Raw genomic sequence first — 15,717 nt, 5'->3', positions numbered from 1 at the left:
GGCCTCTCAGTGCTTTACCGGCGCATCAGGTACGCCCTCGCTGTTCAGCATTTCGATAAATCCGTCATGAAGCATCGCCAGCGCCATCCGCCCCTGCTCTGACAGCCTCAGTCCCTTGCCGGGTATGGCTTCCGTCATCGTCTTATAGATGCCCACGGCAAGCGGATAGCCAGCCTCTGCGCCGTACTTCTCCAGCGCCAGACCCTCGATGTGGTTTGCCAGTGAAAATCGCTCCGCTGCCGGATAAACGGCAATCGCGCCATGCTCTCCGGCGTAAATGGTGGCGGTGTCGGTTCCTCCCTGCTCGTTTTTCACCTCGATGGTGCTGTAGGTCTCTCTCTGCTCAATGATGAAAAGCGCGGCGACTACCCAGCGCCACGTCTCGGCCCACTGCTCGCCGGTCGGCGTGAAATAGCCCAGGCGTTCCGCCTCCCATATCAGAGAGATCGCTCTCAGCCCTGTGAAAAGGTCGCCGTCTGAGTCCCCGGCGTCCAGCTTGCGGATTGCGGTGCGGTAGCCCGTCAGGGAATTCCCGTCCCTGATTCCGTCTGGCGTTGCTTCTGCGTACCGTCCTACTTTCATGGCTTCCCCCCGCCCCGGTTGTTCTCCAGCCTCATGACGTCACCGATCAGCGCGTCCACCGCCTCCGGCACGCCATCCAGCAACGTGATAAGCGTCCCGATAATCTGGCAGGCACGCTCGTTGCTGCCGCTTTCCGCTTCAAGCCAAAGGGAAAGAACTGCCTGCGCCTGTGAAATTTGGCAACACGCATCTTCTGCGCTAATGATCCGGCTCACTGGTCGCCCTCCATAGCCAGCGAATCGGCCAGCCCGTCTAAAATTGTCAGCACGGCGTCCACCATATCGGGCGCGTTGCCGTCATCCTTGGTCATGCTGTTCAGCCATACGCTGAGCACGGTCTGCGCCTGCTGAATCCGGCACATGACGGTTTCATTGCTTAGCTTTTTATTCACTTTGCCGCCCTCTGCGCCATCTCTCCCCCCAGCCATATCACAACGCTGCCTGACAGCTCACCAATCAGCGCCGCGACGGCTTCCACCTCTGACCAGTCCATGCGGTGCGGGTGTTGCTCTATCATCCGCGCGATGATTTCTATCTGGTGGGCGCGTTCTGCCGCCTGCTCTAATGTGATTTCATGGCTCACGCTTCGCCTCCCAGCGCACGGGCTGCCACGCGCTCGGCAATCTGGATCAGATCCGCCCCGGCTTCCGACTCTTCATCGCTGGCAGTCAGAAACATGGCAGCATTGAGAAGGGCGCGGATTTTCCCCAGCGCGTCGATAGCATCATTCTGTGTGAGTTGGTCTTTGCGGTTCACTTCACGTTCTCCAGTCCGGGGATAGTCATCTGTGTAATGGCGGTCAGGTATGCAATGGCGGGCCTGATTAGTTTCAGCTCGCGCCTGCGCTGGTTCATCTCTGCGCTGCCGTGCTTTCCGTGTCGCCAGTGGGATTTACGCTCTGCGGCAGCGATGGCGCTCTGCGCCTGCTGTAACGGCATGGCGTCCAGCTCTGCCAGCGTAGGAATGGGGATCGGGCGAATGTCAGCAAAGGCGGCGAACGGGCGGAAATAGCTGTTGACCAGCTCGCGCTGTACCTGCCACGAAAGCGAGTCTTTGAACGGTTTTACAACCATCAAATAGCCAGACTCAAATATCAGCGTCACGTCCTCGGTGATTTTTTCTGCTGATTTTTTGCGCGTGTCTTTTATAGACGCGCACTTTTTGCGCGTGTCTATGGCGTACTGACTGGAAAGAAGGGCGCGGTATTCATCGGCTGAAACCTTTACAAAGTCAGTGCCGGAGATGAAATGCTCAATATGACGGTTAAAAGCCTGACGCGCTGAACCATCAGGGCGCTGGTGGGCCTCGTCAATCATGGCAAACGTCACGACACGCTGGCCCCGGTACTCTACGGCTGGCATGGCCTGGCTGATTGCTGGCGCGGTATTAGTGAGCATAAGCACCTCCTTTGCGTATGCGTCCGGCAAAGAATGTGACGTGATCACGAGCAAGCGACTGACGGGCTTCGCGCTCGGATTGTGCTTCGATATGGTGAATCTTTGCGGTGATTGTCTGGCAATTACGCGGAACGGCAGCAATCAGCCAGATAAATGACGGCTGCTGTGCCTCTGAATTCAGGTCGTGAGCGTTCCGCCCTTGCGGGTGTGTGGTATGATTCAAAACAGCTTCCTCGTTACTGATAATAACGCTGGTAGTTAGATGCCCTGTTAGTGTTCCACCACTGCGGGGCATTGTTTTTATAGGTAGCACAATGATAAGGTGACCACCTAATAACGGTGAGATTAATTTAATAGGTGACCACCTGTCAATGATAAAGCGCGATAAGAGTCCAAAAGGTGAAGGGCAATCCCCACAATTCAGAATGCGGATAACCCCGGAACTTAAAGAACAATTTGAATCTGTGGCTGCTGAGTCCGGTGTGAGTTTGGCTAACTGGCTCAAGACGCTAGGACGCAAAGAGCTTGAGCGTTTAGGCATCGAACCAAAGGGCTGATAGTCGTCCTGCATACTGCAAAGGGGCGGATTTGAAATCCCGCCCTTTTTTACGGACTCCAGAAACACAACCAGTCCCGCCTGAGTATTGCCGCCCTTCTTTAAACCGTAACTCTTTAAGAGTTTTGCCTGTGCATAGCTCACCACCTTATTGAGGGTAAGCGCCTCGCCCTCGCGTACTGCTAACGAAACTCCGGGCGCTGCGGTATCGAAACGGTTGCCAGTGGCCAGCCCTCGCGTACTGGTCACGAAACTACTTGCTGACTCGGCATCAAATTCAGGTTTTCTCAGGTTTTGAATATCAACTTTTGACAACAAGCCGGCCGCTCCGGGACTGCTCTCAATGTCTGGTTTTGTGAGGTTCCCGGCAGCCATATCAGGCGGGTAGATATAGTGCCCGGACGTCATGCCAGCCAGCGGGAAGCCTTTAACTTGGGCGGCGTTCATCAGTGAACCTCCGGCAATTGGGGCTGATACTTGCGCCATAACTCAGCCTCTTCTGCAATCAGGCGTGATTTTTCGGCTTTGCAGGATTGAAGGTCTTTGCCGCGCTTGCTGGCCTTCTTGTCATAGGCAGCCTGTCGCTTGCTGTGATCGTTCAGGAAAGCGAACGGAACACCATAGCTGCCCGTCTTGCGGATAGATGGGATGACCTCACGGAATACCCAGTTAGTGAATCGATGGGCGAATGTGCCGGGTGTGGTGGCCTTGCGGCTGCGGGCGATCAATTTGTAGAAACCGGATTCACCAACTGTGCGCATAAGCTGTTGGCCTCCGGGGGTGGGTGTTAAACACTCCCCCTTCTCATCGTGGTCTAATCGACGCAATGCGACTTTGTGATCGGAAATTTCCAGCGCCTCACAAATATCTTTGGCGATAAACCACGGCTCACCGCAAATGCTGACGATTCGCACCGACTTCCCCTCGAATTTAATAACCGAAATATTATCTTCATCAGCGGCGAAAATAGCGTTGATGCTGGTGGTAGGCTGAGGGGCGGCCTTAGAATTCAATCTGCTTTTTTCAGTTTTCATTTGTCAGGCTCCGTTAAGCGACGTTGAACGCATCCGGGTACAGGGAAAGGATTTCGTTAACCTCATGCTGAGACAGTCCGGCATACCCACCAGCTTCAGCATTACGGTTAACCAGTTGGATAACGCGCATCACGTCAGCGCGACAGGTGATCCGGTAACGGAAGTGGCTGCCGATCCCGTCGCCGTTCGGCTCATTAATGCGCTCAAGCTGAATATCAAGCCGTCGTTCTAAATCGGAGGCATAATTTCTCCCTGAAGACAGCCGGCAGTATCGAAGGATCTCGTTCTCAGTGAAACCATTAACGCCGGTGCGCATCATGTAAACGCGGGCGCGGTGCTTTTTGGGTGCTGGCTTAATATTGGCGATAGGCATATCATTACAGGTGCTGCCCTGTCCGACGATGCCCGCCTCTGTGCGGGTTTTCTTTTGCATTAAGCTACCTCGCCACGAGATTCGGCGATGCGCTGATTAACCCACTCATCAACTTCACTTTCAACGAAAGCGATAGCGCGGGAACCAATTTTTACTGATTGAGGAAAGCGACTTTCTTTAAGCAAACGATAAATCCACGCCTTGCTATAGCCTGTACGGCGCTGAACTTCTGATAAGCGAATTAGTGATTGAGACATATTTACCTCGTAACGTCTATTGCGGTGTACAAGGTAAATGATGGCATGAAAAACATGTTTATTTTCATACCCTCAAGCATGAGGGAGAATAATGCGGAAAAGACCCTTAGGGTTCATGGCTGCGCTTACCCATGAAAGCTTAACTACCCTGAGGGTTAGGAGTAACAAGCCCTCAGGGTTAGAAGATTTTCCGCCTAACTACCCTGAGGGTGCGGGTTTTACCCCCGCTTAATGGGGCATGCAACTAGTTCTATCGACTCTGCTTGGCGATTGGTGAAACCCATTTCTTCCAGTTCATGCCTGATAGAAGCTTGGTTTGCTCGCGTGGCTCTATCATTCTCATGATCATATCTAGCCCATTCTTTATTTCTAATTTGTATAGCAAGAAATAGGGGATCATCTTCTCGATATTTTTTGATTAGAATTGGTCGCTCATTTTCAAGTTTGATAAGTTGACGCTTAAGCGTGTCTATCTCCATGCGCAAAATTTCAATATCGGAATCGCTCATAGGATTTCTTTCATCAGTCTTAACAGATGCTGGTTTGACCTCTTCAAGAGGCACAGACAAATCGATCCCAAGTTTATCCGCTAACTCTTTTAATTCAGAACGTCTGAATCCATAAGTGTCAAAATGAGGAGCAGACCAATGCTGTTTAGTTTCCGGCCAAGATTTTGCCATATTAAATTCCTCCGATATCAGAACGGTATATCATCATCAAAATCAATCTTTGGCCACGGGGATTCTATTATCTCAGGAACACATTTCTCCTCGTGAATAGCTTTTAGCAACGACTCAAGCTCTACATCCTCATAACCGCCATCAGTTGGTTCTATGGTTTTAGCGATTCCTTGCTTAACCCATTCACCGAGGTTATTTTCTTGATGTTGAATGTAAAGGAAATCAGCAACCTGAGACTCATCAACATGTGGTTGCTGTAAGCGTATTCTGGAAATAAGCTCCCTAAGGCTTATAAACTCACTGTCACGTTCCTTAAGAACCTTCGCAATATCTAACATAACGCCACCTCACGCCCTCTTATTTTGGCGGCTATGCCAGCCCGCAGAGGTGTGCGGGTTTTCGGGGATCAGCCTAGACATAGCCTATTCTTTGTTCGTCTACTAAAGTCTACTCCGGTATGCTAGCACTGTCTATTCGTACAGTCATGCCTGTTTCCCGAACGTGCCATGCACCACGTTTTCGCCGTTCTCCAGCGCTTCCATGTAGTCGGCATACCACTGAAGCATCTCCCGGCGTCCATCCAGATACTGGGCGTGGTTGTAGGTGCCACGAATACTGTTCTTATCTGCGTGAGCCAACTGCGTTTCAATCCATGCAGTGTTATAGCCCTGCTCATGCAAAATGGTGCTCATAGTGTGTCTGAAGCCGTGACCGGTAGCTTTACCGTCATAACCGATTCGTTTGATAACCTGATTGATACTGGCCTCGCTCATCGTCTTCCCTGCATCGTTGCGCCCGGGGAACACATAGCGCCCTCTTCCCGTCAGCTGGTGAATTTCTTCAAGGAGAGATTTAGCCTGGATGGAAAGCGGCACTACATGAGGGCGGCGCATCTTCATCCGTTCTGCAGGTATCTGCCAGATGCCTTTCTCTAAATCGAATTCAGCCCATTCAGCAGCGCGTAACTCAATCGTGCGTGTGCCAGTAAGCATCAACAGCCGGGTGGCATTTTGTGTAACCCTGCTGCCAGTGTATTCACTAAGTGCGCGAAGGAAGCCGCCAATCTGTTCGGTGAGAAGATGAGGGAAATGCTTTTGCTTTGGCGCTTTTAGTGCGCCGGCGAGATCGGTAACAGGATTATGCTCTGCCCTGCCAGTAATAACGGCATAGGTAAAAATCTGACTGCAAGCCTGCCGAGTTTTCTTCAGCTTATCCAGAACGCCGCGCTGCTCCATCTTTCTGAGCACCAGCAGCATCTCTGCCGCTTTGATTTCTGCGATGGCACGTTTACCGATAAACGGGAACACATCTTTTTGCAGGTACTCCAGAATGTCACTGGCATAGCCCTGTGACCAGTTGGGGCGCTTATGCTCATGCCATTCAATCGCCAGTGCCTCAAAGCTGTTACTGACCGCCAGAATCTTAGCCTGCTTTTCCGTCTGTTTAACTTCGCCCGGATCACCACCAGCGGCCAAAGTGCGTTTTGCTTCGTCACGCTTTGCCCTAGCATCCGCCAGCGATACGTCAGGATATACCCCCAGCGCCAGCAACTTTTCTTTACCGGCTACGCGGTACTTTAACCGCCAGTAACGTGAGCCATTAGTATTCACCAGCAGATACAAGCCGCCGCCGTCAGAGAGCTTGTAGGCTTTATCTCTGGCCTTGGAAGTGTCCACTGTGCGGGCATTGAGTTTCAATTTGGGGGTATCTCATTTCATTGAACAGGAATCTACCCCCAAATGTACCCCCACATGATTGTTGATTTCAATAGATGATAGTAGACGTTGAGATAATGAGATTCGCGGGAAGGTGCTTACTGACTGGGATTTTGTGGACTTTAGTAGACGACAGGAGAAGTGAAAATGGCACGCCCTACAGGATTCGAACCTGTGACCTACGGCTTAGAAGTTCCTAGAATCAGCTTTTAACACAGTAACTTACCGCATCTGACCGCGCTCACACGTCCCATGATGCAAAAACATGCAAAGGCATGTAAAACGACTCAAACCCCTGCATGTCCCAAATCTGTCCCACTCAAACAGGCCCTGCCCCATCGGTAAAATCCAGCACCTGGTAAATCACCCGCCCAAGCACCTCGACGCCCTCCATTTGTTCGCCGGCAATGCACTCTCCATCTGGCATTACCAGCCCTTTCACCGACAGCCTGACAAACTCAATACTTCCGCAGTTGCTAACCAGCAGCGTATCTCCAATTTTTGCCTGAGAGACAGGCTTGATGATCGCAAACCCGCCAGGGAAATCATGCACGCGCACAGACGTGTCGATGCCCGGCAGTTCGTCAATTCGAAAGGGGCGCTCGACGTAGTCCCTCGCTGGTGACGGAAACCCCATATTAGCGACCGCCGTTGTTCGGGTTGAACAGGTGGAATGTACGGCGCTCTCCCTCCTCGGTGCTCACGTCGCGAAACGAGTGCTGGTGAGTCTCAATCCAACGGTTTGCCTCCGCCAATGTCCAGTGCCAGTTAACATGTCCCAGCTCTCGCACAAAATCCGTCGTTGATACCGTCCGGCGCCCTCCCCGGCCAATGCTGATAGCGGCCACAAACGCCGTCTCTATCTCGTATGCTCGCGGCATGATAGTTACTCCGATTAGTTACTGTATTTATATACAGTATTATTGATCGAGGCAGGCTATCAAGCGGGTTTTTGGCGGGGAGAGTTACTACGTTGAGTTGTCGATGAATTTAGAGCGCACTATTCAGTGACGCCAAGGCAGGTCAGCACCATCAAGCGGTCTTTTCAAGCTTTTCAATCCTGCCGATCAGGTCAGCTACGACTTTGTCGCGCTCTTCGATGGATTCCATAAGAGCTAATATTGCTTCATGGTGAAGAGCGGCCGATACGCCATAAGTGTCAGGAGAAAGCACATCGTCCACCACGGTTCCATCTTTAAGAGTAATTCGGCCCGTTTTCGTTACTGCGTCTGGGAACACAGATTGAACAGACTGGGCACTAAACCCATACCCTCTAACCCCAGTATCCAGCCTCTCATAATGGATACCGCGTATTCCACGCATCTTTACCAGCGGGTCTTCTATATATCCAAATATTTTTTTGATTCTCTCGTCAGATTGGGTCTGCCAGTTACCCACCCCCCTGCCGTCTGGATAAAATAAAAAGTCAGCGCCCAGTCCTTCTTTCGCAATCACAGACACTTGAAAGTGAGATAGTAACGTATCTCCGCCCCTTACTCCACCGGCTGTATATGAACCATCGTACCAGGCACCCTTTAAAAAGTTTATATATGTATTCGGCTGACCATCGCCAGAACTGTTGCTTATATATATTTTTTTATTACCTCCAAAAGCGGTTTCTAACCCTATGCTTTTCCCTCCAACCGCTTTTATATCACCATTTATCAATCCACCGCTCTTACCATCAATCGTGTTTAATCGTGGATCATTACCCTGAGCAGCAGTGCCACTCTCGCTGCCGAACTGCGCAATATTCTTCCAGGCATCACTCGCGGCTTTCGCCCCCGTCCCACCCTGCGCAATGCTAAGCGCAGTAGTCAATCCGTTCAGGCTGGTGATGTCGTTATTAGCCCCTTTTTTTGCCAGCGACTTTTGCCCGGGAACGGTTACCTGCTCGCCGTTAATAGTGATGGTCACATCACCGGCGCCGTTCATTACGTCAGCGAACCCGCCCATGTAGGACTGATACATGCGGAACGTTTCAGCGATGTCCTGCGCCAGACCGTCCACGCTCAGGCTGTCACTGAGCAGGATGGCGTATTTCTGCCCGGACAACGCCGGCGATGCTGCGGGACTGACGGTCAGCCCAGTTGCTGAATTCACGGCGGTGATCTGGAAAACCTGCGCAGGATTAGACATCACGATGATAGTGCAGCCCACTCGGATCAGACTGCCGGCAGCCGTCCAGTTTGTGCCTGTGCCGGTTGCGGTATTGCCGTTAACTGAAATTGTTCCTGTTGTGTAAATCATAGTTTCCTCTTAAATTCCTACAAATTTGGCGAGCGGAATTCTCAATCCTGAAGATTGAAGAATCTGAGACCAGCTTTTCTGATTTTTTGAAACATATGACGCCTGTAACTGGCTTCCATCCCACTTCAAAACAACCCCTGAGTATCCTGATACAGCACCGTCATTACTGTAATTCCCGGGGGTAGAATTGATGAGAATCCACGGATTAAATCCCGGGTGAATAGAAAAAACGTTGTTTTGCAGATCAAATCCTGCAGGTATATCCATAAAGCCAATAATTCTAGGCATGCTTGCTGCAGACTTAGCACTCCAAACGATGTTTCCATTTTGATCAAATACATCCAGATATCCACTTTGAATGCTCGAATTCCTTGAAGTCCGGATCATATCTCCAGCTTCAGGCTCAAACATATCCGCACCAGGCATTGAAACCTTACCAGTGTTCATCCTAAGCCAGCGTAAGTTACCGTCATTCCAGAACTGTTGAGCAGAAAAACCAAACGAGTATCCGTCAGTGAATGGGTTAACAACCTGAACAGCACCAACATCGGTGATTGGTGAAACGCCCCTCCTGTCAAGAAATATTGTAGATCTGTTGTTGGAGTCTATCGTTATTTTGCCATTTTGATTGAAAGCCTCAAATCCGCTCATTGAAAGCTATATACCTCCACATTAAGGACTAATGCACGCGAGGTGTATTCAGGTAGATACGTTACCGTAAATCCCCCGTTATATGCCCTGCAGGAATACAGGCTGGTATAAGACGGATCAAATGAGTTAGACACAGGCGTGACGATGCTCCCATCTACAGTAATTCCGGGGAAGGATATATTTTTCATGCTATCACCTGAAAAAAATTGTACGCTGACAACGCCAATGAATCTTAATGAAAAATCAGAAAGATCAACAGAAATTCTCCCAGATGAATCCCAGCATTGTAGCCCCTGTGGCATTACCATAACCCCATTCTTACGCGCAGGACATTATTGCCATCGAAGATTTGAATTAAGTTACTTGAAATAAGCATCCTACCCCCTCCGGCAACACCGTTTATCTCAAAGTTACCGCCCTTATCTAGCCTCCATCCTGATGTTCCTGGTGCATAATCATTTGACTGGATATAGTTGCCGATTTTTGTGTTGCCGATAGTCCCGTCCTGAATAAACGTTTCTCGGATAAATGTCTGGCCGTTTTGAATCACAAACGGCAATGACACTGCGCCGCCGGCCTGAGACATAACCGCAAATCTGTCTGCCAGAAACAGCACCTGCGACTGCATCCCAGCAGGCGTATTCTGCACCCCAATGCCCATCCCAGCAGCATATTGACGACCGTTTGAGTCGACCCCAACTTTGATGCTGTACATCGCATTGAGATTGCCGTTGACATCGGCCAAAGCCTGCGCGGTCTGATTTATTACGGCGCTCTGACCGTTCACAGTCACGCTGAGCGAGTTGATTTTAGTCGCCGAAACCTGCGAAAAATCAGCCATCACCTGCGCGAAATCAGTCGCGTTGCCACTACCGGCGCCTGCGCTCGCATCCAACGTTTTCAGGGACTCGGCTACAGCCTGACTCGCGTCGGCCATGACGTTATCTACGCGCTCAATCCCCGCTTTGTTGTCCCGGTACTGAACGCTCAGTAGGTTGCGCTGGCTGACCTGAGCCAGAGCATTGTTGATCAGTGCGATAGCGTTGTTCTGCACGCCGCCGCTGGCCGTGTCAGTGCGGGCACCCAGCTCCTCCAGACGGGACGACATAGCGGAGTCAAGTGTGGTCACCGCTTGCGTCAAATCTGTGACGTCAGCGCGGTTCTGCTCCGTTTTTGCAGTCAGCTCGTTTACTGCGGTAGTGCGGGCCTCCGTCTCGTTTGCCAACGTCTGGCGTACCTCCGTCAGCCCCGACTCGTTTTGCGAGGTTTTCGCCTCGAGGCGAGTCACGTCCGTCACCCTCGCTTCCGACTCGGTGGCAATGACCTCCCGGAGCTGTTCAAATTTTGCAGAATTAGCGCCCTGCTGCGCAGACTGCCGCACGACAACATCAGCGATAGCCAGCGAGTTGCCGATAATCGCCTCTGCGGTCTGTTTATTTGAGCCGACAGCGGCTGCAAGACCGTCCGCGTTTTCCCGAATGGCCTCGGCCAGCCCAGCCAGTTTTTCGCTACTGTCAACGGCGTTTTCGATAAGGCTTTGGAACACCTCGGAGTCTTTAATCTCCTCCAGGATTGCATCCGTAATGTCGGAAACATCGATGCTGGCCTGTCCACGCACCCACTCCGTGTAACCGGACTCATTGCCGGTTCGGTCTACCAGCTGCGCGCGATACCAGAAAATCTGCCCCGCTTTCAGGCCCATCTGCTGATATTTGCGCTGCGGATATGGTACATCGGCCAGCAGCATCGCATCAGCGTCGCTACCGGTCAGGCTGTACTGAATTTCAGTTTTCAGCGTGTCGCCGGTGTTGGCCGGGAATGACCAGCTGACGTTGATACCAAAAACGACATCATCAGTAGCGGTCAGGCCGATTGGCTTCGGAACATCTCCCATGCGTCCAGAGAGTTGTGTTAGGGCAGATGTAGCCCACAGACTGGAAGCGCCGGCGGAGTTGATCGCCCGGACTCGCACCAGGTAATCACCCGCAAAAATTCCCACTACCTCAATATTTCTCAGGCCCGTTTCAGGGGTATTAATCCACTGGCTCTCCCCGCGTTTCCACTGTATCTGATAGGCAACTATATCTGCCTGAGGCTTTCCACTTTTATCAAGCGGCGCATCCCATGTAGCCACAAGCGTAGCAACACGCTGCCCTTGGCGAACGCTATCATAGCCAGAGACGGAGATATTTCCCGGCTGCGCCACCAGCCCGGTCGGGATTAGGCTGATCGGAGGCGTATCCAGACGAGCATTGTTATCGACCGCATCATATTTTGATGCGTTATACTCGGCCCCTGTGATTGTGAAGGTGTTTTCTTCATCATCAAATCTCAGGTTTGTAACGCGGAAGTATTGCAGGCGCAACTGCCCGGCATCGATGACGAATACAGCGTTGGATAACGGTGCTGCCGTGAAAGGCGTGGCAACCACCAGCTGCGTTCCGTTTACGGACTGAATCACCCTGCTTTCAACGGTACCGCCCTGCGTGCGGATCATGAGCGTGTCACCCGCAACGGCACTGGTACCCCGATCGGTTGTCACAGCCTTCAGCACGGCGTTATATCCGGTGATACGCCCGCCATAAACCCGCCCTGAAAGGCGTTCGTCGGCAAATGCAAACACAGTTCCCGGCACGTAAACATAGCCATCAAGACCGGTCTGTAGCGTGATAATCCGGTCAAGTGAGTTGGAATAAACCGCCCATCCGCCCCGGCGTTGTGCTTCGCTCTCGCGCGTACAGCCGATTGCGGTGATTTGCGTCTGCTTAAACTTGAACTGCTTCACCAAGTCAGGAAAAATTACCGCCGTGGTACGGTCCTGATAATGATTTTCTGGATCACTAAAATTGATAAGCGCGCTGGAGTAGCGGTTCTTTTCGCTGCCGCTGGAGTATGTAGGCTTGCCTACCACCGAGGCGCGCGTGAGGATCTGTAGCTTCGAGGTATCGACCGGCATATCGGAGACAACGTTAAACATGTTGTTGCCCCAGAACGTCATCCCGTTGAATCCAGCGGCGATGTCCTTTATTACCTGCCACGCATCGGCCTGTGACTGGATGTAAGCGTCGAACATGAAGCGAGGTTCTTTGCCATTACCTCCGTTTCCATCAGGTACCTGCTGATCGCAACGCTGCCCAATGCGGTAAAGTTCCCATTTATCCAGCATATCCGGCTTTACACGGCGGCCAAGCCCGAAACGTGGTTCGGTCAGAACATCAAACCAGATCCACGCCGGATTATTGGTCCATCCCCATTTAAAGGTTCCATCCCAGGTACCCATGTAGGTCCGTGCTAATGGATCGTAGTTCGATGGAATGCGAATAATTCGCCCCTTCGGCTTACAGGAAATCCTCGGAATATTGTTGAATGATTTTGCGTTAAAAGAGACGTACAGCAGCGCTGTGTGCGGGTAACGAAGGCGGGCGTCGATCACTTCAGTAATGGCCTGCACCTGTGTTTTGTTCTGCAACAGTTGGGTGCTGCTGTCAGCAGTATCGCGAACGACGCGGATCTGCCAGCCCGTGCTGGATTTAGGCAGATTGATGCGGTGCGTGAGTTCGTACAGTGAGCTGAGCTTTTCGTTCACCGTCTTAGTCATAACCGTTTCGTAAGCGCCACCATCTGTGGCCACATCGATATGGTAGGTAATTGTGGCTCCTACAATATCGCCGTTATTTTCCTGCTGCTGAAGCCCGGTAATGCCGATTCGCACCAACACAGCGTCAATTTGGGTATTGCTGAGCGCGCGCGTCCAAGGCGTGGCATTCGTCAGTGCTACGCCAATGGTGGTTTCGTTCTCCACCGCCGGGAATCCTGGTATTGGCTCCTGCGTCTGTGTTCCTGGGCGAAAATCCCAAGACACATTCTCGAAATTCATGCTGCCGTCGGCATTGCCTAGCGGTGTACCGTCCAAATAAATACCCCCCTCTGTCAGCTGGCCGGCAAACTCTCCTTCACCCAGTGCCAGCAGCATGCGACAACGGGCCATTGACTGAGCTGAATCCTGCTGCTCTACGGGCGTATGCTGTTTCTGACTGCCGCCCTTTGCACCACTGATCGTTGCCATATGTCTCCCATAAAAAACCGCCGAAGCGGGTGTGACAGATATCAGAAAGCAAAAACCCGCCGAAGCGGGTTAAGTAATTGATTAAATGAAGATTCGCCAATGGCGTAGTTAAGCCACATCAGCGCCGTGGATCAGGTAACGAAGAGCTTCGACGCCGTTGGTGTTGTATCGGAATGCTTCGACCTGCTTGTCAGAGTGCGCCGACTTGTCCAGGAAGAACTTGCCGAACTCTTCAGTTTTAAGGCTGTGCTTGTTGGCGATACGGCCGATTTTGTTTGCCGACACATCCAGCATTTTCCCCACCTCACGCGCCGTGTAGTGGATCTCTTCCATAACCGGCAGCGGGATAGCATCGAAACCGGCAATCGGATTGATGAGGCTGGCTGCTGCTACCTGCTTCGCTTCAGGTGCCAAGTGTGGCATCAGGTCAAAGAGGTTCGTGACGGCTTCGACGGTCATCTTCAATGTGCGTGCCTTGCGGTACTCAACAAGACCGGTGACAGACTTACCGCTGGTAATGTGTGCCTCATGCATAGCCTCAAGCTTATCCACCAGAGAACGGCGAACTGCTTTTGATTCCCGAGCCGCCACACGAAGCGCCTGCTTGATCGTCATACCAATTACGTCAATTGGCCTGCCTCCGCTACTGCCAGAAGGTTTTGCACTTTTTGTGTAAAACTCTCCTTCAAGCTCGTCCTCGATTTTTTCAAGGAACTTGTTATTGCGCACCATTGGCTCTCCGCACTCTTTTCGAGCAGCATTAACCATTTCAAGCAACGACTGGCTATCGATGCTTTTCTCAGTGACAGATCCAAAGTTTTTTGCTAAAGTCAACTTAGTCATTAGACGTTCCTATACGTTGGTAGACATGGCCGCCAGCTCCACACTGGCGGTTTTCTTTTTGCGCCATCCCATGCGCCTGTCAGTGAATCTCCTTCCTTAAACGCGGCAGAACACGTGACCAGTTATCATCACGCTCTGGCTGATATGGAATGTGTAGCGTGGCCTTCTCTATTGCCACTCGAGCCTGTTCGAACGTCCAGCGGAACTCTTTGCCGAAGTCGTGAAATTTTCCGGCGTGCGCAGACTTCATTGAGTACATTGCTGGAGTCAGCTCTTTTGCAAAATCCTGCATGCGGTTCCCGATGTCCCATAACCACGCAAGCCGGCAGAGATCTTCATCGGTGAACTGAAAGGATGACAATCCTTTTTCGCCCTTACCCAAAAACTCACCTTCGATAACCTTGCCGGCCAGATACTCCACTGCTTCAGCGGTCTGCTTTGATGAAAGCTCGTCGATGTGCTTCACGCCGAACTCTTTGTGAACCAGCTTATAAACAGCCTGGTAGGTCATGCCGTACTTACCCATGATGCGGTTGACGATGCCACGCAGCGGAGTGCGATCATCAACGGTTGTTTCCGGCTTGCGGATGGCAGCGCCTTTAGTCCAGTAGTCATGCAGAGCGGTGAAGCACTCTTCCTGGTAACGAACCAGGCGGTCGCGAATGTCGTCGCGCACCTTCGCCGGGTTAATGCTGAATAGCCAGCCATTGAGCTTCTTAAGTGGAATGCACAGCACGTCGCGCAATTTGCTATCCATCGCAACCATGTTCATATGAACACAGTTGAATTTTTGCTTAGTGCCCATGAGTTTACGAACCTGAGTTGACCAACTCATGCCGAGATTTTCAACAATCGGCCTCATTGCCACATACGCAACACCTGCTGCCATAGCGGTGATGATGTGCTGTCCGTGGAACGGTAAAGAGGTGGTGTTTACTGCTTCAATAATTGCTATACTATTCATTGTTAGTTGCTCCGAAAGTTACTGACAAAGAAGCCCCGTTAGTGTTCGAGCACTGCGGGGTTTCGCCATTTTCAGGCCTCAACACTTTTACTTCCTACTAATCCGTACGCCTTTCTCAGCTGGTAAATAACCTCAGTATTAAACTGGCGGCTCTGCTGCTCACCATTTGCTTCAATGGCGCGCTTGATGTCATCGGGGATGCGTATCTTGCGCTGGTACATATCTTTAGCCTTTCCCATTCTCAACCTCCTTAATGCCCCACCGTGGGACACAAAAACAGTGTCACACCGTGCGTCATTGAAGTCAACCCCACCGTGGGGCATAATTTCTTTCACATAACGCATTCAATT

Annotated in this window: 21 protein-coding genes; all 21 read right to left on the bottom strand. The window is 51.5% G+C overall.

Annotated elements, in window-relative coordinates; all coding sequences use genetic code 11:
- Positions 1-6 precede the first annotated feature (6 nt).
- The gene (locus tag BS626_RS01380; protein WP_083615865.1) at positions 7-582 is read right to left on the bottom strand and encodes a hypothetical protein; all 576 of its coding nucleotides are present in this window, start codon (positions 580-582) and stop codon (positions 7-9) included.
- On the bottom strand, positions 579-797 hold the full coding sequence (locus BS626_RS01375) for a hypothetical protein (RefSeq protein ID WP_075180615.1): 219 nt from the start codon (positions 795-797) through the stop codon (positions 579-581). The genes BS626_RS01380 and BS626_RS01375 overlap by 4 nt, the downstream gene beginning before the upstream one ends.
- Positions 794-973, bottom strand: coding sequence for a hypothetical protein (locus tag BS626_RS01370; protein ID WP_075180614.1), 180 nt, complete (start codon positions 971-973; stop codon positions 794-796). The genes BS626_RS01375 and BS626_RS01370 overlap by 4 nt, the downstream gene beginning before the upstream one ends.
- Positions 970-1,164, bottom strand: a complete 195-nt coding sequence (locus BS626_RS01365; protein ID WP_075180613.1) for a hypothetical protein — start codon at positions 1,162-1,164, stop codon at positions 970-972. The genes BS626_RS01370 and BS626_RS01365 overlap by 4 nt, the downstream gene beginning before the upstream one ends.
- Positions 1,161-1,337: a hypothetical protein gene (locus tag BS626_RS18530; RefSeq protein WP_170870419.1), complete on the bottom strand. Its 177-nt coding sequence runs from the start codon at positions 1,335-1,337 to the stop codon at positions 1,161-1,163. Before BS626_RS18530 ends, BS626_RS01365 begins: the two co-directional genes overlap by 4 nt.
- Positions 1,334-1,978 (bottom strand): ORF6N domain-containing protein, encoded by a 645-nt coding sequence (locus BS626_RS01360; protein ID WP_075180612.1) that lies wholly within the window; start codon positions 1,976-1,978, stop codon positions 1,334-1,336. The genes BS626_RS18530 and BS626_RS01360 overlap by 4 nt, the downstream gene beginning before the upstream one ends.
- Entirely contained in the window at positions 1,968-3,020 is a 1,053-nt protein-coding gene (locus BS626_RS19030; RefSeq protein ID WP_371328473.1) for a host cell division inhibitor Icd-like protein, read from the bottom strand. The genes BS626_RS01360 and BS626_RS19030 overlap by 11 nt, the downstream gene beginning before the upstream one ends.
- Positions 2,981-3,568, bottom strand: a complete 588-nt coding sequence (locus BS626_RS01345) for a BRO family protein (RefSeq protein ID WP_075180609.1) — start codon at positions 3,566-3,568, stop codon at positions 2,981-2,983. The genes BS626_RS19030 and BS626_RS01345 overlap by 40 nt, the downstream gene beginning before the upstream one ends.
- Positions 3,569-3,581: 13 nt before the next feature.
- A complete protein-coding gene (locus BS626_RS01340) occupies positions 3,582-4,001 on the bottom strand; it encodes a hypothetical protein (RefSeq protein ID WP_075180608.1) in 420 nt (139 codons plus the stop codon).
- A complete protein-coding gene (locus BS626_RS01335; protein WP_075180607.1) occupies positions 4,001-4,198 on the bottom strand; it encodes an AlpA family transcriptional regulator in 198 nt (65 codons plus the stop codon). Before BS626_RS01335 ends, BS626_RS01340 begins: the two co-directional genes overlap by 1 nt.
- Before the next feature lie 218 nt (positions 4,199-4,416).
- Positions 4,417-4,878: a hypothetical protein gene (locus BS626_RS01330; protein WP_075180606.1), complete on the bottom strand. Its 462-nt coding sequence runs from the start codon at positions 4,876-4,878 to the stop codon at positions 4,417-4,419.
- Between the two features lie 17 nt (positions 4,879-4,895).
- Positions 4,896-5,216: a hypothetical protein gene (locus BS626_RS01325; RefSeq protein WP_075180605.1), complete on the bottom strand. Its 321-nt coding sequence runs from the start codon at positions 5,214-5,216 to the stop codon at positions 4,896-4,898.
- 144 nt (positions 5,217-5,360) lie between these two features.
- Complete coding sequence (locus BS626_RS01320; RefSeq protein WP_075180604.1) at positions 5,361-6,575, bottom strand: integrase arm-type DNA-binding domain-containing protein; 1,215 nt, start codon at positions 6,573-6,575, stop codon at positions 5,361-5,363.
- Positions 6,576-6,912: 337 nt separating this feature from the next.
- Entirely contained in the window at positions 6,913-7,230 is a 318-nt protein-coding gene (locus tag BS626_RS01315) for a hypothetical protein (protein ID WP_075180603.1), read from the bottom strand.
- Between the two features lies 1 nt (position 7,231).
- Positions 7,232-7,474: a DNA polymerase V gene (locus BS626_RS01310; protein WP_075180602.1), complete on the bottom strand. Its 243-nt coding sequence runs from the start codon at positions 7,472-7,474 to the stop codon at positions 7,232-7,234.
- Positions 7,475-7,625: 151 nt separating this feature from the next.
- On the bottom strand, positions 7,626-8,843 hold the full coding sequence (locus BS626_RS18735; RefSeq protein WP_075180601.1) for a tail fiber domain-containing protein: 1,218 nt from the start codon (positions 8,841-8,843) through the stop codon (positions 7,626-7,628).
- Positions 8,844-8,852: 9 nt separating this feature from the next.
- Complete coding sequence (locus tag BS626_RS01300) at positions 8,853-9,494, bottom strand: hypothetical protein (protein WP_075180600.1); 642 nt, start codon at positions 9,492-9,494, stop codon at positions 8,853-8,855.
- Positions 9,495-9,795: 301 nt separating this feature from the next.
- Positions 9,796-13,560, bottom strand: a complete 3,765-nt coding sequence (locus BS626_RS01290; RefSeq protein ID WP_075180598.1) for a phage tail protein — start codon at positions 13,558-13,560, stop codon at positions 9,796-9,798.
- A gap of 108 nt (positions 13,561-13,668) precedes the next feature.
- A complete protein-coding gene (locus BS626_RS01285; RefSeq protein WP_075180597.1) occupies positions 13,669-14,403 on the bottom strand; it encodes a hypothetical protein in 735 nt (244 codons plus the stop codon).
- Positions 14,404-14,482: 79 nt separating this feature from the next.
- Positions 14,483-15,367: a phage antirepressor N-terminal domain-containing protein gene (locus tag BS626_RS01280; RefSeq protein WP_075180596.1), complete on the bottom strand. Its 885-nt coding sequence runs from the start codon at positions 15,365-15,367 to the stop codon at positions 14,483-14,485.
- A 71-nt stretch (positions 15,368-15,438) separates the two neighbouring features.
- Entirely contained in the window at positions 15,439-15,606 is a 168-nt protein-coding gene (locus BS626_RS01275) for an Arc family DNA binding domain-containing protein (protein ID WP_075180595.1), read from the bottom strand.
- Between the last annotated feature and the right edge of the window lie 111 nt (positions 15,607-15,717).

The organism is Pantoea sp. 1.19, assembly GCF_001922585.1.
Taxonomy (GTDB): Bacteria; Pseudomonadota; Gammaproteobacteria; order Enterobacterales; family Enterobacteriaceae; genus 1-19.
This window is presented reverse-complemented; position numbering and strand designations above follow the sequence as displayed.